Annotated in this window: 16 protein-coding genes and 1 tRNA gene; 10 read left to right on the forward strand and 7 right to left on the reverse strand. The window is 71.3% G+C overall.

Annotated features, from left to right (window positions below; all coding sequences use genetic code 11):
- Positions 1-22: 22 nt before the first annotated feature.
- The gene (locus ACVWWH_RS05450) at positions 23-571 is read left to right on the forward strand and encodes an amino-acid N-acetyltransferase (RefSeq protein WP_066494557.1); all 549 of its coding nucleotides are present in this window, start codon (positions 23-25) and stop codon (positions 569-571) included.
- A gap of 85 nt (positions 572-656) precedes the next feature.
- On the opposite strand, the gene ACVWWH_RS05455 is transcribed toward ACVWWH_RS05450, so the two are convergent.
- The gene (locus ACVWWH_RS05455) at positions 657-1658 is read right to left on the reverse strand and encodes an A/G-specific adenine glycosylase (RefSeq protein ID WP_457315913.1); all 1002 of its coding nucleotides are present in this window, start codon (positions 1656-1658) and stop codon (positions 657-659) included.
- A gap of 120 nt (positions 1659-1778) precedes the next feature.
- On the opposite strand from ACVWWH_RS05455, the gene ACVWWH_RS05460 reads away from it, so the two are divergent.
- A complete protein-coding gene (locus tag ACVWWH_RS05460) occupies positions 1779-2498 on the forward strand; it encodes a hypothetical protein (protein ID WP_066494558.1) in 720 nt (239 codons plus the stop codon).
- 16 nt (positions 2499-2514) lie between these two features.
- On the opposite strand, the gene disA is transcribed toward ACVWWH_RS05460, so the two are convergent.
- From disA to ACVWWH_RS05475, 3 genes are all read right to left on the reverse strand, one after another.
- Positions 2515-3591, reverse strand: a complete 1077-nt coding sequence (disA, locus tag ACVWWH_RS05465; RefSeq protein WP_066494559.1) for a DNA integrity scanning diadenylate cyclase DisA — start codon at positions 3589-3591, stop codon at positions 2515-2517.
- Between the two features lie 122 nt (positions 3592-3713).
- Positions 3714-5111 carry a DNA repair protein RadA gene (gene radA, locus ACVWWH_RS05470; RefSeq protein WP_066494560.1) on the reverse strand — a complete coding sequence of 466 codons (1398 nt, stop codon included), beginning with the start codon at positions 5109-5111 and terminating at the stop codon, positions 3714-3716.
- A gap of 64 nt (positions 5112-5175) precedes the next feature.
- Positions 5176-6321: an FUSC family protein gene (locus ACVWWH_RS05475; RefSeq protein WP_457315914.1), complete on the reverse strand. Its 1146-nt coding sequence runs from the start codon at positions 6319-6321 to the stop codon at positions 5176-5178.
- Between the two features lie 224 nt (positions 6322-6545).
- Here ACVWWH_RS05475 and pstS point away from each other — a divergent pair, with 224 nt between their 5' ends.
- From pstS to pstB, 4 genes are all read left to right on the forward strand, one after another.
- A complete protein-coding gene (gene pstS / locus ACVWWH_RS05480) occupies positions 6546-7661 on the forward strand; it encodes a phosphate ABC transporter substrate-binding protein PstS (protein WP_457315915.1) in 1116 nt (371 codons plus the stop codon).
- A 129-nt stretch (positions 7662-7790) separates the two neighbouring features.
- Complete coding sequence (gene pstC / locus ACVWWH_RS05485) at positions 7791-8756, forward strand: phosphate ABC transporter permease subunit PstC (RefSeq protein WP_457315916.1); 966 nt, start codon at positions 7791-7793, stop codon at positions 8754-8756.
- 1 nt (position 8757) lies between these two features.
- Positions 8758-9864: a phosphate ABC transporter permease PstA gene (pstA, locus tag ACVWWH_RS05490; protein WP_457315917.1), complete on the forward strand. Its 1107-nt coding sequence runs from the start codon at positions 8758-8760 to the stop codon at positions 9862-9864.
- A gap of 27 nt (positions 9865-9891) precedes the next feature.
- Positions 9892-10671: a phosphate ABC transporter ATP-binding protein PstB gene (gene pstB / locus ACVWWH_RS05495; RefSeq protein ID WP_066494568.1), complete on the forward strand. Its 780-nt coding sequence runs from the start codon at positions 9892-9894 to the stop codon at positions 10669-10671.
- A 73-nt stretch (positions 10672-10744) separates the two neighbouring features.
- On the opposite strand, the gene ACVWWH_RS05500 is transcribed toward pstB, so the two are convergent.
- From ACVWWH_RS05500 to ACVWWH_RS05510, 3 genes are all read right to left on the reverse strand, one after another.
- Positions 10745-11761: an inorganic phosphate transporter gene (locus ACVWWH_RS05500; protein WP_066494571.1), complete on the reverse strand. Its 1017-nt coding sequence runs from the start codon at positions 11759-11761 to the stop codon at positions 10745-10747.
- A gap of 1 nt (position 11762) precedes the next feature.
- Positions 11763-12380 carry a nuclease PIN gene (locus tag ACVWWH_RS05505; RefSeq protein ID WP_066494572.1) on the reverse strand — a complete coding sequence of 206 codons (618 nt, stop codon included), beginning with the start codon at positions 12378-12380 and terminating at the stop codon, positions 11763-11765.
- Between the two features lie 341 nt (positions 12381-12721).
- Positions 12722-13378 (reverse strand): hypothetical protein, encoded by a 657-nt coding sequence (locus ACVWWH_RS05510; RefSeq protein WP_066494576.1) that lies wholly within the window; start codon positions 13376-13378, stop codon positions 12722-12724.
- Positions 13379-13518: 140 nt separating this feature from the next.
- Here ACVWWH_RS05510 and ACVWWH_RS05515 point away from each other — a divergent pair.
- The 4 genes from ACVWWH_RS05515 to ACVWWH_RS05530 all read left to right on the forward strand — a co-directional run bounded on the left by ACVWWH_RS05515 (position 13519) and on the right by ACVWWH_RS05530 (position 17710).
- Positions 13519-13591 (forward strand) — tRNA-Lys (locus ACVWWH_RS05515).
- A gap of 313 nt (positions 13592-13904) precedes the next feature.
- Complete coding sequence (locus tag ACVWWH_RS05520; RefSeq protein WP_066494598.1) at positions 13905-15101, forward strand: ROK family transcriptional regulator; 1197 nt, start codon at positions 13905-13907, stop codon at positions 15099-15101.
- A gap of 135 nt (positions 15102-15236) precedes the next feature.
- Entirely contained in the window at positions 15237-16685 is a 1449-nt protein-coding gene (locus ACVWWH_RS05525; protein ID WP_457315918.1) for an APC family permease, read from the forward strand.
- Positions 16682-17710, forward strand: coding sequence for an ROK family protein (locus ACVWWH_RS05530; RefSeq protein WP_066494599.1), 1029 nt, complete (start codon positions 16682-16684; stop codon positions 17708-17710). The genes ACVWWH_RS05525 and ACVWWH_RS05530 overlap by 4 nt, the downstream gene beginning before the upstream one ends.
- Positions 17711-17718 lie beyond the last annotated feature (8 nt).

The following is a 17718-nucleotide window of genomic DNA, read 5'->3' on the forward strand; positions in this document are numbered from 1 at the left end:
CGCCGGAACTAGGATGGAGCGCATGACCGAGACCGTCGCCGCACCTGCCCCGCCCTTTACCCTCCGGCGGGCGCGGACGGGAGACGTGGCGGCGATCAAGCGCCTCGTGGCCCCGCTCGCCGAGCGCCGGATCCTCATCTCGAAGGAGTCGGTGGCCTACTACGAGGCCATCCAGGAGTTCCGCGTCGCCGAGGCGCCGGACGGCGAGCTGGTGGGCTGCGGCGCCCTCCACGTCATGTGGGAGGACCTCGCCGAGATCCGCACCCTCGCCGCGGCGGATTCGTGGCGCGGGCGCGGCGTGGGGCACGCGCTCGTGGAGCAGCTGCTGCGGGAGGCGCGCGACGTTGGGGTACAGCGGGTCTTCTGCCTCACGTTCGAGGTGGGCTTCTTCGAGCGGCACGGCTTCGAGGTCATGGCCGACCAGTCCGGCGTGGACCCCGAGGTGTACTCCGAGCTGCTGCGCTCGCACGACGAGGGCGTCGCCGAGTTCCTCGACCTCGCCCGGGTCAAGCCCAACACCCTCGGGAACACGCGCATGATCCGCTGGCTGCACGGGCGCGCCCGCGAGTAGGAGGGCATATCGACACAACTCACGGCCGGTACAGGGCAGAAATGCGCCGAAGGGGGCGTGAGCTGTGTCGAAATGCCCGGGACGTTCAGGGCAGCCGCAGCCGGCCGGCCTCCTCGACTGCGAGTCCGTCGGCGAGCAGCCCGGCAACGGCGCGCTCAAGCTGGTCGGGGCCGGTCCCCAAGGCATGCAGCCTGCCCAGCGCGGCCGTCACGGCACCCCCTGCCGGCGGCCCCGCAGCACCGGGCACGGGCGCCTCGAACAGGACCCGGGCCACGGGATGCTCGGCGGCCCGGAGCACGGCCATGACCGCGCCGCGGACCTGCCGGTCCGTGCCGTGCCATGCCTGCCCGCGCGGCGTGTACGTGGGCGGCGGCTCGCCCGCGGCGCGCCACGCGCACTCGGCGGCGACGGGGCACGCCGCGCACCGGGGGGAGCGGGCCGTGCAGACCACGGCGCCCAGCTCCATCGCCGCCGCGTTCCACGCGACGGAGAGGGCCGTGTCCCCCGGCAGCAGTGCGGCCGCCCGGCGCTGCTCCGCCGCCGTGAGCGCCGGGGCCGGCAGGGCCTCGCCGCCGAGGAGTCTGGCGTGCACCCGGCGGATGTTCGTGTCCACCACTGTGGCCCGGCGTCCGAAGGCGAACGCGGCCACGGCCGCCGCGGTGTACGAGCCCACCCCGGGCAGCGCCCGCAGCGCCTCCTCGGTGTCCGGCAGCTCTCCGCCGTGCTCGGCCACGATCACGGCAGCGGCCGCGTGCAGCCGCAGCGCCCGTCGCGGATAGCCCAGGCGCCCCCAGGCGCGGACCGCCTCGCCGGACGGCTCGGCCGCGAGGTCCGCCGGGTTCGGCCACCGCTCCATCCACTCGCGCCACACCGGCAGGACCCGCACCACGGGGGTCTGCTGGAGCATGACCTCGCTCACGAGCACGCCCCAGGGCGTGCGGTCGCCGGCACGCCACGGCAGGTCCCGGGCCTCGCGCGAGAACCAGTCGGCGAGTTCGGTGTGGAGGTGCGCGAGCGCGCCGGTCCCGCCGGACGCGGTCTCGTCGGATCCTGGCGCACGACGGCGGGTCGCGGCTGGAGCGGTCACGGGGGCCTTTCGGGACACGGACGCCTCGCGGCGGTCGGGACGGTGAGGGGTGCGTCCCACTGTAGCGGCCCGCGGCGCGCCGGGCGGAGCTGGCCGCCCATTGCTCCGTAGCCTAGGAGCATGGCAGGGCAGGGCAACGACAGGGCACGCACGCGCACACCGAAGGGGGCGCGGCGCCAGAGCCCCGAGGTGTACCGGCGCCGGCGCATCGCCGTGGGCGTCCTCATGGCCCTCATCCTGATCGTCCTCGGTGGCGGCGTCTGGGCGGCAGTGGCTGCCGTGAGCTCGAGTGCAGGGGGACCCGGGCCGGCGCAGTCCTCGGACGCTGCGGCGGCCCCGAGCGCGTCCGCGACGGACTCGGCGGCGGCCAGCCAGCCGGCGTCGTCCTCGGCCGCCCCGTCCGCCTCGGCAGCCCAGAGTTCCGCGGCCCCGAGCCCGAGCCCGAGCGCCACGCCGGCCTGCGACCCGCACCTCATCTCTGTCTCGGCGGCGACGGACAAGGCGAGCTACGCGCCCGCGGACAAGCCGGTCTTCACCCTCAAGGTGACCAACGGGAACACGGTCCCGTGCGCGGTCAACGTGGGCACCACGCAGATGGAGTTCCTCGTGGTCAGCGGCGCGGACCGCATCTTCTCCTCCAAGGACTGCCAGGCCGACGCGCAGGACCTGATCAAGACGATCCCCGCCGGCGGCTCCGAGACGGCCAACTTCCCGTGGCAGCGCGTGCGCAGCACGGAGGGCTGCAAGGCCGTGACGGGCGAACCGAAACCGGGCATCTACGTGCTGACGGCCTCGCTCGGCCCTGTCACGAGCTCCAAGGCCGTGTTCGAGCTCAAGTAGCGCCCGGCTCCACGTCTCAGAGGAAGCGGTCGAGCAGGCTGGCCTCCGCCATGCGCGAGAGGCCCTCGCGGACGGTGCGGGCACGCTGCTCGCCGATGCCGTCCACCGTCATGAGGTCCTCGATCGTCGCGGCCATGAGGTTCTGGAGTCCACCGAAGTGGTCCACGAGCCGATCCGAGACCGCCCGGGGCACGGACTTGAGGCCGGAGATGAGACGGTAGCCGCGAGGCTGGACCACAGCATCGAGGGTCTCGGTGCCGCCGGCGTAGCCGAGGATGCCCGCGATCTTGTTGAGGTCGATCAGGTCCACGCTCGAGAGCTGGGTCAGTGCCGCTGCGGCGGCGTCGATGGTCTCGAGGGGCACCCCGTCCCCGGCGTAGTCGCGGATTACGACGTCGGCGCCCGGCCCGAGCCCCGTGGTGAGCTCCTCGAGCTGGAGCGCGAGGAGGCGGCCGTCGTCGCCGAGTTCCAGGACGTACTGGGCGATCTCCTCCGAGATGCGCTGGACCATGACCTGGCGCTGGAGCGTCTGGGCGACGTCCCGGACCGTGACCATGGCCTCGATCTCCAGCGCGGAGAGGGAGTGGGTGACCTGGTCGAGGCGGGCGCGGTAGCGCTCGAGGGTCGCGAGGGCCTGGTTGGCGCGCGCGAGGACCCGCTCGGAGTTCTCGATCACGTGCCGGATGCCCTGCACGTACAGCGCGATGATCTGCATCGACTGGCTCACCGAGATGACCGGCAGGCCCGTCTGCTTCGCGACGCGCTCCGCGGTGCGGTGGCGGGTGCCCGACTCGTGGGTCTCGATCGAGGAGTCGGGGACGAGGTGCACCGCGGCCTTGACGATGGTGCGGGCGTCGCGGTCGCAGACGATCGCCCCGTCCATCTTCGCCAGCTCGCGCAGCCGGGTGGGGGAGAACTCGATCCCGATCTCGAAGCCGCCCGAGCACAGCGACTCGACCGTCCGGTCATAGCCGAGGACGATCAGCGCACCCGTCCGGCCCCGCAGGATGCGCTCGAGGCCGTCGCGGAGGCCTGTTCCGGGTGCGACCCGGGCCAAGGTGGCTTTGAGCACGTCCTCGGGGGTCCGAGCCATGAGTGTTTCCCTTTCCTGCGCCGCGCGTGGCGCGGAGCACGGTTCCCATGGTATCCGCGCGTGTCGCGGGCGGAGACGGTTGTCAGGGCGCGGAAGGCAACGATTCGGGCACGACCCGGGCCCTACTCGGCGCCGGGGATGAGGAGCTCGAGGGCCTCGGCGACGTGGCTGACCTCCTTGACCCGGAAGCCCGGAGGCACTTCGCCCGGTCCGTTCGGGCTCGCGGGCACCACCGCATGGGTGAAGCCGAGGCGGTGCGCCTCCTGGATGCGCCGCCCGATCCCGGGGACCGGGCGGACCTCGCCGGCGAGGCCCACCTCGCCGAAGGCGATGAGCCGCTGGGGGAGCGCCGTGCGGGTCTTGGCGGACGCGACGGCGAGCGCCACGGCGAGGTCGGTGGCCGGCTCGCTCAGCCGCACCCCGCCCACCGTCGCCACGTAGGTGTCGTCCTTGTGCAGGAGGCAGCCCGCGCGCTGCTGCAGCACTGCGAGGAGCATCGAGACGCGCGAGGAGTCCAGGCCGCTCGTGGCGCGCCGAGGCTGCGACGTGGCCGACTCCGCGAGCAGCGACTGCACCTCCGCCAGCAGCGGCCGGCGGCCCTCGAGGGTGACGGTGATGCACGTGCCCGAGACCGGGTCCTTGGTGCGGGAGACGAACAGCCCGGAAGGGTCTGCCACGCTCATGATCCCGGTCTCGGCGAGGTCGAAGCAGCCCACCTCGTCCGTGGGCCCGTACCGGTTCTTGACGGCGCGCAGGAGCCTGAGCCGCGAGTGGCGCTCGCCCTCGAACTGGCAGACCACGTCGACGAGGTGCTCGAGCAGCCGCGGGCCAGCAATCGAGCCGTCCTTCGTCACGTGCCCGACGAGGAGGGTGGTCATGTTGCGGCGCTTCGCGGCGGCGATGATCGAGGCCGCGACCTCGCGCACCTGGGAGACACCGCCCGCGCTCCCGTCCACCTCCGGGCTCGAGAGCGTCTGCACCGAGTCCACGACGAGCAGCTGGGGGGCGACCTTCTCGACGTGCCCGAGGGCCTGCGACAGGTCGGTCTCCGAGGCGAGGAAGAGCCGCGGAGCGACGGCGTCGATCCGCTCGGCGCGCAGCTTGACCTGGGCGGCGGACTCCTCGCCCGTGACGTAGAGGACGTCCTTCCCGCCCCCGGCCACCTTGGCCGCGACATCGAGCAGGAGGGTGGACTTGCCGACCCCGGGCTCGCCGGCGAGCAGGATCACCGCCCCCGGGACGAGGCCGCCGCCGAGCACCCGGTCCAGCTCGCCGACCCCGGTGGGCAGGAACGCCGCGTCCGTCGCGTCGACCTCAGCGATCGGGCGCGCTGCCTCGAGGACGGTCGCCGCCGCCGTCGTCCGGGCCACGACTCCGCCGACCTCTTCCACGGTGCCCCACGCCTGGCACTCCCCGCAGCGGCCCACCCATTTGGCGGTGGTCCAGCCGCATTCGGCGCAGCGGTAGCCCGGTGCCTTCCCGGAGCGTGCCGCCGTGCGCGTAGAGGTCTTGGTCGCCATGCGCCAAGGCTATTGCAGGGTGCCGACACTTCTCGCACGGCGGACCCGGCGCCGGCCCGCGAGCCTAGAGGCGCGGCAAGAGCGCGACCGCCTCCTGGCGGTCGTAGCCGGTGGCCTCGAGCAGGTCGATGACCATGGGCCGCAGCAGGATCACGAGGGCCTCGCCCTCGAGGCGCTCGACCCGCAGCTTGCGGGGGTGCACGCGGGCCGCGATCTCGGACAGGGCCAGCCGGGCCGAGCGCATCTGCGCGCTGCGTTCCTCCTGGCGCTCGGCGATGAGGCCCCGGGCCACGTCCTCGAGGGCATCCGCAGTGTCCTCGAGCAGCTGGGCGATGCTCTCCGCGGCGCCCTCGGCCAGGGCCGCGTTGTTGATGACCGAGGCGAGCCGCCGCGCCACGACCCGCCCGTTGCGCAGGGCGAGGTCGAGGTACTCGACCGCCGTCTCGATCTCCTCGAGCTCCGCCCGGTGGCGCCGGTACGCCGGGGCGAGCCGCGCCACCTCCGAGGAGGCCACGAGGCTCGCCCGGATCGCGTCGACCTTGCCCTGCGAGCCCCGGCCCCGGACGAGGGCGTGCCACGCCTGGGTCGAGTCGGCCTCGGCGAGGGCGCCGGCGCACTCGCGCAGCATCGTGGAGAACGTGTCGACGAGCTCGCGCAGGTCCCGCCGGGGCTGGACCCGGGGATCGCGGGGGAAGAGGGCCGTGATGGCCAGGGCCATGAGGCCGCCCACGATGGCGTCGAGGCTGCGCGTGAAGGGGCCGCCGCTTGCCGGGGGCAGCAGCACCACGAACAGCGACTGGACCCCGAGCTGGGTCGCCAGGATGACCCCGCGGTCGATGAACCGCGCGAGCAGGATCGAGATGAACAGGATGACCCCGGCCTGCCAGAGCCCCGCCCCCAGCAGGTGCATGAGCAGGTCGCCCACGGCGATGCCGAGCGTGCAGCCGACCGCCACCTCGAGCACCTTGCGCACCGTGAGGTCCCGGCCGAATCCGAGCGAGACGAGCGCGGAGGTGGCCGCGAAGATCGGGGCGGTGTGCCCCAGCACGTACTCGGCGATGAAGTACGCCAGCACGGCGCCGAGCGTCATGCCGACCGCGGGCATGAGGGACCGGCGCACCCGCACGGTGCCCGAGGACTGGAGGTCCTTGAGGTAGTCGCGCGCGATCGACCACGCCCGCGCCGCGGCCGGGGCGCCCTTCGTGTCCATAGACGCCAAGTCTAGGGAGCGACCCCGGCCCGCAGGGGCCGCGGGGATGGTGCATTAGTGCGGTGTGATGAAGATGGCAAGTCTTAGGGCCAAGGGTCACGGCGAATCCGCGTGCAGTTCATCTTTCGTTAACCATGCGCGCGCAGACTCGTTACCTGTCGGCCCTAGCTTCGACAACAGTACGGCTCGTACGCACCCACACCACCCAAGAAGGGGCAATCTTCGTGAAGGCACTCCGTTTCGGCCGCCTCTCGGCCGTCGCTGTCGTCGCTGCCGGCGCGCTCGCGCTCTCCGCCTGCGGCTCCGACAACGCGACCGGCACCCAGAACACCGCCGCCGCTTCCGGCTCCAAGGTCACCGGCACGCTCACCGGCACCGGTTCGAGCGCCCAGGCTTCCGCCATCGACGCCTGGAAGCAGGGCTTCACCCAGGCCAACCCCGGCGTGACCGTCCAGTACTCGCCGGACGGCTCCGGCGCCGGCCGCAAGACCTTCATCTCCGGCGCGAGCCAGTTCGCCGGCTCCGACGCGGCGATGAAGCCGGAGGAGCTCACCTCCGCCAAGCAGGTCTGCGGCCCCGACGGCGCAATGGACATCCCGGTGTACATCTCCCCGATCGCCGTGACCTTCAACGTCCCGGGCGTCAAGGAGCTCAACCTCACCCCGGACACGATCGCCAAGATCTTCCGCGGCACGGTCACCAAGTGGAATGACCCGGCGATCGCCGCGGACAACTCGGGTGTCAGCCTCCCGGACCTGAAGATCACCCCCGTGCACCGCTCCGACGACTCGGGCACCACCCAGAACTTCACGGAGTACCTGGCGGCCGCCGCCCCGTCCGTGTGGACCGACAAGGGCGCCCAGACCTGGCCGTCCTCGCTCCCGGGCGAGAACGCCAAGGGCACCTCCGGCGTCGTCAAGACCGTCACCGACACCCCCGGTGCGTTCGCCTACGCCGATGACTCCGCCGTGACCAGCAGCCTGGGCAAGGCCAAGGTCAAGGTCGGCAACACGTTCGTGGCACTCTCCGCCGAGGGTGCCGCGAAGGCCGTGGCGCTGTCCAAGCCGGCTGCCGGCCGCGCCGCGAACGACCTGGCACTGAACCTGGACCGCACGCCCACGGACTCCTCGGCCTACCCGATCGTGCTCGTGTCGTACCACGTCGTCTGCACGGCCTACAAGGACCAGGCCACGGCCGACCTCGTGAAGGCCTGGGAGACCTACGTGGTCTCCGACGCCGGCCAGAAGGCCGCCGCCTCGGCCGCGAAGAGCGCCCCGCTCTCCTCGGACCTCGCCGCCAAGGCCAAGACCGCGATCGACTCGATCAAGGTCAAGTCCTAATTTCCGCGCCGTGCCTGCCCGCCCCGGCCGATTCCGGCCGGGGCGGGCATTGCACTGGGTACCAGAGGACGTGACAAGATGACGAGAACTGACGGCGGGCATCTCGATGCCGCACTCGAGGGACCGGACGTGACAACCACCCAGACCGATACGAACTCCGAGCAGTCCGAGGGCCGCGGCCGCTTCGGAGCCAGCAGCGGTGCCTCGGGCGACAGGATCTTCTCCGGCGCTGCCCTCGCGGCCGGCGTGGTGATCCTCGTCGTCCTGTTCGCTGTCGCCGCGTTCCTCGTCGCCCAGGCCGTGCCCGCGCTCGTCGCCCCGCAGGACCAGGTGGCAGGGGGCCAGGGCTTCTGGGCCTACATCGTCCCGCTCGTCATCGGCACCGTGATCGCCGCGGCGATCGCCCTCGTCATCGCGACGCCCATCTCGATCGGTGTGGCGCTCTTCATCTCGCACTACGCCCCGCGCAAGCTCGCGCAGGTCCTCGGCTACATCATCGACCTCCTCGCGGCCATCCCGTCGGTCATCTTCGGCGCCTGGGGCATCCTGTTCCTCGCCCCCGCCGTCGTGCCCGGCTACACCTGGCTCGCCTCGTCGCTCGGGTGGATCCCGATCTTCGCCGGACCGCCCTCGGCGACCGGCAAGACGATCCTCACCGCGTCCATCGTCCTCGCCGTCATGGTCATCCCGATCATCACCTCGATCTCGCGCGAGATCTTCCTCCAGACGCCCAAGCTCCACGAGGAGGCCGCGCTCGCCCTCGGCGCGACCCGCTGGGAGATGGTCCGCATGGCCGTCTTCCCGTTCGCCCGGCCCGGCGTCATCAGCGCGATCATGCTCGGCCTGGGCCGCGCGCTCGGAGAGACCATGGCCGTGGCGCTCGTACTTTCCTCGGGGCCGCTCATCGCGAGCCTCATCCGGTCCGGCAACCAGACCATCGCCGCCGAGATCGCCCTGAACTTCCCTGAGGCCTCGGGTCTCAGCCTCAGCACGCTCATCGCGGCGGGCCTCGTGCTGTTCGTGATCACCCTGCTGGTCAACGTCATCGCACGCTGGGTCATCAGCCGCCACAAGGAATTCTCGGGAGCCAACTGACATGGCCACGACCGTCCTCCAGCGGCGCAGCTCCGCGCTGACCCGCAACCGCCTGCCCCGCTTCGCGCCCTGGGCCGCGCTCGCCGTCGCCCTCGTGGTCGGCGCAGCCGCAGCCTCCCTCGTCGGCTTCAGCCTCTTCGGGTGGGGCATCTTCGCCGCGATCGCCTTCACGGTGGTCTACGCCGGCTGGAGCGCCGCGGTCGAGGGCCCCCGAAAGGCCAAGGACAAGCTCGCCACGTGCCTCGTGGTCGGCGCGTTCCTCATCGCGCTCCTCCCGCTCGTCTCCGTCCTGTGGACCGTGGTGGTCGAGGGCCTCAAGGGGCTCACGACGCCGGGCTTCCTCGGCACGTCCATGAACGGCGTGAGCGGCATCCAGGACAACGAGTCCGTCAACAACGGCACCCATGTGCTCGGCGGCATCTACCACGCCCTCATGGGCACGCTGCTCATCACCCTCTGGGCGACGATCATCTCCGTGCCGATCGGCCTGCTCACCTCGATCTACCTCGTCGAGTACGGCAACGGCCGCCCCCTCGCGAAGGCGATCACGTTCTTCGTCGACGTCATGACCGGCATCCCCTCGATCGTCGCGGGCCTGTTCGCCGCGGCCTTCTTCGCCACGCTCCTCGGCCCCGGCACCAAGACCGGCTTCGTGGCGGCCGTCGCGCTGTCGGTGCTCATGATCCCCGTGGTGGTCCGCTCGAGCGAGGAGATGCTGCGGATCGTGCCCAACGAGCTGCGCGAGGCCGCGTACGCGCTCGGCGTGCGGAAGTGGCGCACCATCCTCAAGGTGGTGATCCCGACGGCGATCTCCGGCATCGCCTCCGGCGTCACCCTCGCGATCGCCCGCGTCATCGGCGAGACGGCACCGATCCTCGTCACCGCGGGGTTCGCGACGAAGATCAACCTCAACGTGTTCTCCGACTGGATGTCCTCGCTGCCGACCTTCATCTACACGCAGATCCTCAACCCGACCTCGCCGTCCAACCCGGATCCCAGCACGCAGCGCGCCTGGGGCGCGGCCCTCGTGCTCATCATCTTCGTGATGCTCCTGAACCTCATCGCCCGGCTGATCGCCCGCGTCTTCGCCCCGAAGACCGGCCGCTGACGGCACGCACCGACTACGAAGGAAACCATGTCCAAGCGAATCGACGTCAAGGACCTGAACGTCTACTACGGCGACTTCCGCGCCGTCGAGGGCGTCACCATGAACATCGAGCCCAAGTCGGTGACCGCCTTCATCGGACCGTCCGGCTGCGGCAAGTCGACGTTCCTGCGCACGCTCAACCGCATGCACGAGGTCATCCCCGGCGCCCGCGTGGAGGGCGAGGTCCTCCTGGACGGCGACGACCTCTACGGCCCCGGCGTGGACCCCGTGGCCGTGCGGACCCACGTGGGCATGGTCTTCCAGCGCCCCAACCCCTTCCCCACGATGTCGATCCGCGACAACGTGCTCGCCGGCGTCAAGCTCAACGGGCGCAAGCTCTCCAAGGGGGACGCGGACTCGCTTGTCGAGCAGTCGCTGCGGGGCGCGAACCTGTGGAACGAGGTCAAGGACCGTCTGGGCAAGCCCGGCTCCGGCCTCTCGGGCGGCCAGCAGCAGCGCCTCTGCATCGCCCGTGCGATCGCCGTGAAGCCGGACGTGATCCTCATGGACGAGCCGTGCTCGGCCCTCGACCCGATCTCCACCCTCGCGATCGAGGACCTCATCGAGGAGCTCAAGGAGAACTACACGGTCGTCATCGTCACGCACAACATGCAGCAGGCGGCCCGCGTCTCGGACAAGACGGCGTTCTTCAACATCGCCGGCAGCGGGAAGCCTGGCAAGCTCATCGAGTACGCGGACACGACCACGATCTTCAACAACCCGGGCCAGAAGTCCACCGAGGACTACGTCTCCGGCCGCTTCGGCTGATCGTCGGACCTGCAGCGGACGACGGCGGGCTGCCGCGCCTCGGGCGCGGCGGGCCGCCGTCTTCGTCCGGCGCCTACCTGAGGCCGGCGAGCGGGGCGAAGGCGAGCGCGAAGACCAGGCCGAGGGCCGCCGTCGCGAGCGGGGCGACGAGCCAGAAGCGGATGAGGCGCACCACGAGCGGACCGTTCACAGACGAATAGTCCTGGTTCACCCCGGCCCCCAGCACGGAGGCGACCACCGTGTGCGTGGTCGAGAGCGGCATGTGGAGGCCGAGGGAGCCGAAGGCGAGCATCGCGCTCGTGACGAGCTGGGACACGAAGGCCCGCAGGGGGTCCATGCGGACGAGCCGGTGGCTGAGCGTGTAGGTGATGCGCCAGCCGCCGGCGAGGGTGCCCGCGCCCAGCGCAAGCGCGCCCAGCACGGCGGCCCATACGGGGACGTGGTCGAAGCTTGCGCCGGATCCGAGCGTGGAGAGGACGAGGAGCGCCACGAGCCGCTGGCCGTCCTGGAGCCCGTGCCCGAAGGCCACGATGGCCGCGCCCACCGACTGGGCGGCGCGCAGGCCGGCGTGCGCCTGGCTCGGCTGGGTATGGCGGACCATCCACGTCACCGCGGGGGTGAGGACGAACGCGGCGCCGAAGGCGAGCAGGGGCGAGAGGATGAGCGGCAGCCCGATCGCGAGCCAGAACACCTGGTCGAGGCCGCCCGGCAGGTGGCCGCCGAGGATCGCCGAGGCGACGGTCGCCCCGATGAGGCCGCCCACGAGCGCGTGGGTGGACGAGGACGGGTAGCCCTTCCACCAGCCGTAGACGCCCCACAGGGTCGCCGCGACGAGCGCCGCCGCCAGCGCAGTCAGCCCACCGCTGCCGGCCGGGACGGTCACGAACACGGTCCCGAAGGCCCTGAGCAGCCACGCCCCGGCAAGCGTGCCGAGCACGTTGAACCCCGCCGTGAGGACGACGGCGATCCCCGGCGTGAGCGCGCGGGTGCGGACCGTGAGGGCCACCGCGTTGGAGGCGTCGCGGAAGCCGTTGAGTAAGCCGAACGCGCACACCAGCACGATCGATGCGCCGACGAGCGCAGCGGCCACGTCAGGACTCCCTGACGATGATGCGCCCCACCTGGATGGCCACGGACTGGAACGCGTGGACCGCCTCGAGCAGCGACCGGGCGACCTCGACGGTGCGGGCGAACTGGGTGATCGAGAGCTCGCGGAGGGCGTTCGCGCTCCACACCCGGTACGTGCGCTCGGCACGCTTGGAGAGCCGGACGATGTCCGCCCAGTAGTCCTCGAGGTCTTCGAGCCGCGTGAGGCCGCGCATGGCCGCGGTGGTGAGCTCGGCCTGTCGGTTGACGATGTCCAGCATGTCCGCGGCCTCGGACGGGAGCCTGTCGATCCGGTGCAGCTGGATGAGCTCGCCGACGGCCACGAGGTGCCCCACGGCCTGCGAGAGCCACTCGGAGAGGATCAGCAGGTCCTCCCGGGGGAGCGGGTTGACGAAGCTCGTGCGGAGCCGGGTGAGGAGGGTGCGGCGGAACTCGGTGGTGCGGGCGTCGTTCGCGGTGAGGGTGTCCACGAGCTTCTCGTAGTCGGCGCGTTCGGCGCCGAACATCTCGGAGAGCGTCTGCACCCCGAGCATGGACTGCTGCGCCATGGAGGCGAGCAGCTCGAGGCCTGCCGTCTCCTGGGGGAACAGCCTGAACTTCATGGGTCTCCGAGCGGGGCGATGCGGCCTTCCGGCCGCCGCAGTCCCCGGCGCGATGGCCTCGTGCCAGCGGGATGCCGGCCCATCGAATCTTACGTGACCGGGATGAACGCCCTGCGCGGGCTGGATCCTCGCCGGGCCCGCTCCAGCGCGGGCCCCCAGCGAGGGAAGCAAAGGCGCCGAACCGGGACCGCCTCTCGGCGGAAGGCCGCTCGAAGCGGCTGAGAGTTGGAGCCCGGGGGTGCCGCGGTCCGACGCCACCACCAGTGTTCTACGGCCGTTGGGGGAGAGTCAACCCGGTTGACAGCTCCGTGTGCATAGGCAGGGGGTGCGAGCCTGGGGGCTCAGTCCAGCTGCCCGCGCCGCCACGCCTTGGCGGAGGCCTCGAGGTCCTCGGCCGTCTTCACGAGCTGGTGGGCGCTGCGCGTGAGCTTGGTCGCATGCTGCGAATTGGCCCACTCGGCGCTGTCCGCGACCGTGGCCTGGCCGAGAGCGACGACCCGGCAGAACGCCGCCGAGCGCTCGAGCGCGACGTCGAACTCGCCGTCGAACGCGCCGGAGAGGATCGCGTCCGCCATTGCGGTGAGCTCTTCGGCCCCGGGAGGCTCGGCGACGCCGGCGACGGCGTGCGAGACCTGGGCGGTGTCCTTGCCCGCCGTGAAGTACACCGAGATGCGCTCCGGGTCCTGCTTCGTCGCCGCCCGCAGCGCATACAGTCGCCAGAGGGCGCCCGGGAGGGACCGCGCGGGGCTCTCGGACCACATCTCGGCGATGGCGTCGAGGCCCTGCTCGTCGGCCAGGCGGACGAGCCTGCGGGTCACCTCGGGGTCGTCGCTCTCGCGTCCGCGGCGCACGAGCGCCTGCGCGGCGAGGTGCGCTGCCTCGGACACGCGGGCGGGGTCGGCGCCGCCCGCGAAGGGCTCGAAGTCGACCGGCGCGAACGGCTTCGGCTTGTGGTGCCTGACCGGTCCCGACCCGCTGGATGCTGGGTTCTCGCTCATGCGGCTGCCTCGTTCATGCCCAGTACGGTACTCCTCTCGCGGGGGAGTGCCCATGCGGGGTCCGCGGCCCGGCCCCGGGCGCACGACGGCGCGCGGTCGCCCTGCGCTAGAGTTGTGCCGTCCGGCGCGTGCCGGGCGCCGGGCCTCTAGCTCAGTTGGTAGAGCAGCGGACTTTTAATCCGCGGGTCGTGGGTTCGAGACCCACGGGGCCCACCCACGTCACCGCGCAGCCGCCGCATGCTGCGGCAATCCCGACGACCGAGACGCCCGGGCCCGTTGATCACGGAGCCCGGGCGCCCTGGCGCGACAACGACTTCCGCACCACTCCCCAGCAGTGGCGGCATGCCGCGCGGGGTCGAGGCTATCAGCGCGCCGTGTCCAGAGTGAAGGCTGTGGATTCTGTGAACCCCGCCGGCCCATCGGGTGAGGGCAGGGAACAGGGTCCATCCCATGGCCTGTGGCCTTGGCGGCCGGGACGGCGACGTAGCCTGAGGGGAGAAGTGCAGGGCGGTAGCGCAGCAGAAAGGTGGCGGCATTGACTTCGTTGCTGCAAGGTGTTCGGGCCGGTGACCTGCGGCGCGCGAACGGGCGCGTCGTGTTGGAGAACCTGATCTCCTCGGGTGCGGCCACGGTCCCCGAACTGGCGCGCCGGACTGCTCTGTCCAAGCCGACGGTCGCTTCTGCGCTCAGGGCGCTGCAGAATGCCGGGCTCGTGGAGGAACGGGGCCTGCGGTCCGGCCAGTCCGGGCAGGCGCCCGTCGTGTGGGGGATTGACAACTCGGCGGGTGCAGTGCTCAGCGTCGATGTCGGAACCCAGTGGGTGCGCCTCGCTCTGACGGGTCTCGACGGGACGCGGGCGGCCACGTGGCGCGAGCGCCCTGCATCTCCTTCCGCGGACGGTGTTCTTGCGGCGCTCGATGCGGGGCTTGAGCACGTGGTGGAGGAGGCAGGCCTCAGGCCCGGGACGATCGCCTTCACCGTGGTCGGGAGTCCCGGAGTCGTCCGCCCCGAGTCGGGCGTACTCGAGCACGCATCGAACCTGCCGGGCTGGGGCGACGCGAGGACTCTGGACGCTCTTCGGGCCCGCTTCGGGTCGGGCCTGTTGGTGATGAAGGACGTCTATCTCGCCGCGCTCGGCGAGGCTCGCGCGCGTCGGGACGCCGGCCAGGGTGACTTTGTGCTGTTCTCCATAGGCCGCGGCGTAGGAGCGGCCGTGGTCCGGGACGGGCAGCCTCTCTCGGGGACCCATGGCATGGCAGGCGAGATCGCGTTCCTGCCGCTTGCTGCCACGCGGGCCGCTGGGCAGGAGAACGACGGCCCATCCGCCCGCGGCGCCTTCGAAGAGGCCGCTTCGGCTGACGCGATGCTCGAGCAGGCGGCACGCGCCGGGGCTCGTTTCGGCACCGTCGCCGAGCTGATGGAGGCTGCCAGAGAGGGCAGCCCTGAGGCAGAGGCCGTGGTGCTGCAGGAGGGCACGCTCGCAGCCTTCGCGCTGAGTGCTTTCACCGTCGCGGTCGACCCGCCGCTGATCGTCCTTGCCGGCAGCGTGGGGCTGCATGGCGGTGACCACTTCGCTCGCGCGGTGCGCGCTGAGCTGCAGTCAGCACTCCCCTTCGAAGCCCCTCCGGTCGAGGTCAGCAGGGCAGGCGAGGACGCCATCCTGGAAGGAGGCGCCGAGAAGGCCCTCCAGCTCGCCTGGGAGAAGCTCTCCTCAGCGCTCTGAGAAAGAGGTGTGCGCGTGAGCGGCCGCGCACTCCCTTGACGCTGATCGGAAAAGTCTTTTACGATCAAGGGGCTTCGCCGCAAGGCCCGTCTTCCTCTCGGGCTGCGGCCTCCCTCTTCCAGCAAGGAATCCACGATGGCGTCATTCCCTGACCGCGCGCCGCAGCTGCGGCGCCGCATCGGCTCCTTCCAGGCCACCGCGATGAACATGTCGCAGATGGTCGGGATCGGCCCGTTCATCACCATCCCGGCCATGATCGTGGCCTTCGGAGGCCCGCAGGCCGTGGTCGGCTGGATCGCAGGCGCGGTCCTCGCGCTGGCGGACGGGCTGGTCTGGGCCGAGCTCGGCGCGGCCATGCCGGGCTCGGGCGGGACCTACGTGTACCTGCGCGAGGCGTTCAAGCGCCGGACAGGCCGCCTGATGCCGTTCCTCTTCGTCTGGTCCGCGGTGCTGTTCATCCCGCTGATCATGTCCACCGGCGTCATCGGCTTCGTCCAGTACCTCGGATACCTCATCCCGGGCATGGATGACATGACCGGGAATGTGGTCGGGCTGGCGCTGATCGCGGTGATCACCGTGGTGCTCTGGCGGCGGATCGAATCTCTCGGCCGGCTCACGGTGGTGCTGTGGGTGATCATGGTCGCGACAGTGCTGACCGTCATCCTCGCCTGCTTCACCCACTTCAACGCCGCCCAGGTCTTCGACTTCCCTGCAGGGGCGTTCGACATCTCCTCGGGCGGGTTCTGGGTCGCCTTCGTGGCCGGCCTGACGATTGGGATCTACGACTACCTCGGCTACAACACCGCCGCCTACATGGGCGCCGAGATGAAGTCCCCGGGCCGGACGATCCCCCGCTCGGTCGTGTTCTCGGTGTTCGGGATCATGGTGATCTACCTCTTCACCCAGATCGGTGTCCTGGGCGTGGTGAAGTGGCAGGAGATGCTCGACACCGGCTCCCAGGCCTACACCTCGGTCGTCTCACTCCTCCTCGAGCGAACCTGGGGTCCCGGGGCCGCCGCGGTGGTGACCGTCTTCATCCTCGTCACCGCGTTCGCCTCCCTCCTGGTCGGCCTACTCGCGGGCTCGCGCGTCCCCTACGACGCGGCCCGGGACGGGGTGTTCTTCAAGGCCTTCGCCAAGCTCCACCCCACCAAGGAGTTCCCGATCGCCGGCTTGATCACTATGGGCGTCGGCACGATGGCAGGCTTCCTCATCGGCCGCTTCACCGACATCTCCGCCCTGATCCAGCTGCTGACCGCCGTGATGGTCCTCGTCCAGGCTCTCGGCCAGATCGCGGCCGTGGTGCTCCTGCGCCGCCGGCGGGACATGGTGCGGCCCTACCGCATGTGGCTCTACCCGCTGCCCCTGATCGTCGCAGGGGCGGGATGGATCGCGGTCTACCTCTACTCCGATGCCAACGCTCCGGGGCTGCACCCGATCGAGCTCTCCCTCGGCTGGGTCGCCCTCGGCGTGGTGCTCTTCCTCGTCTGGGCCAAGCGCGAGAAGACCTGGCCGTTCGGCCCGCTGCCCGTCGAGCCGAACGAGGTCGACGCCGAGATCCACCTCGACGAGGTCCGCGCGTGAGCGCTCCCATCCCCCTGGCGATCGGCGTGGACATCGGGGGGACCAAGGTCAAGGTCTGCGCGGCGGACCTTGACGGACGCCTCCTCGCCGTGGCCACGCATCGCTCCCGGTCCGGCCGTCCGGCCCAGGAGACGCTCGCCGAGGTCCTCGAGTGCTACCGCGAGGCCACGGCCTCCGCAGCGCTGCACGCGGGCGGTCCCGTGCGGGCAGCGGCGGTAGGCCTGGCAACTCCGGGCGTCGTGACCGAGGAGGGCATTGGCCTCGTCCCGAACAACCCGGGCATGGAATCCTCCGTTCCTGCGGACGTCCTGTCCACCGCTCTCGGCGTGCAGGAGGTCGCGTGGGCCAACGACGTCAAGGCCGCGGCCATGGCCGAGCACCAGTGGGGGCAGCTGCGCGGAACCCAGTGTGGCCTGTACATCAACCTCGGCACCGGCCTCTCCGCGGGCGCCGTCATCGAGGGCAGGCCGTTGATGGGAGCCCACGGGGCAGCCCTCGAAATCGGCTACCTGCTGCCCACGGCGCCGGCCCGCCCTGCCGGGCACCGCAGCGGATCAGCGCCGCTGGAGGATCTGATCTCCGGCCGTGCGCTCACGCGGCGTGCGGCCGCCCTCGGCGTCGGCCACATCGACGCCTCAGAGGTCCTCGCTCTCGCGGGTCGTTCCGGGCCCGGTGACGCGGTGCGTCCGGAGATGAGACGCCTCGCGGAGGGGGCAATCGCCGAGCTCGTCCATGCGGTGGTGAACCTCGCCGTAGTCCTCGACCCGGAGAGGATTTCCATCGGAGGGGGAGTGGCCACCCGTGCCGCGTCCCAGGCCTTCCTGGCCCCGCTCCGCACTGCGCTGGAGGAATACGTGCCCTGCCCGCCCGAGGTCTTCGTCTCCTCATCCGCGAACGAGCTCTCGATGCTGGGCGCCCTCCTCCTCGCCTACCGCAGCATGGGCTGCGCAGTCCCCGCCGTTGACATGACTGCCGATGCTGTTCATGAACCGGTGGCCGAGACCCTAGAAGCCACGATCGCCTGAGGAGCCCG

The sequence above is a fragment of the Sinomonas sp. RB5 genome (assembly GCF_054063535.1).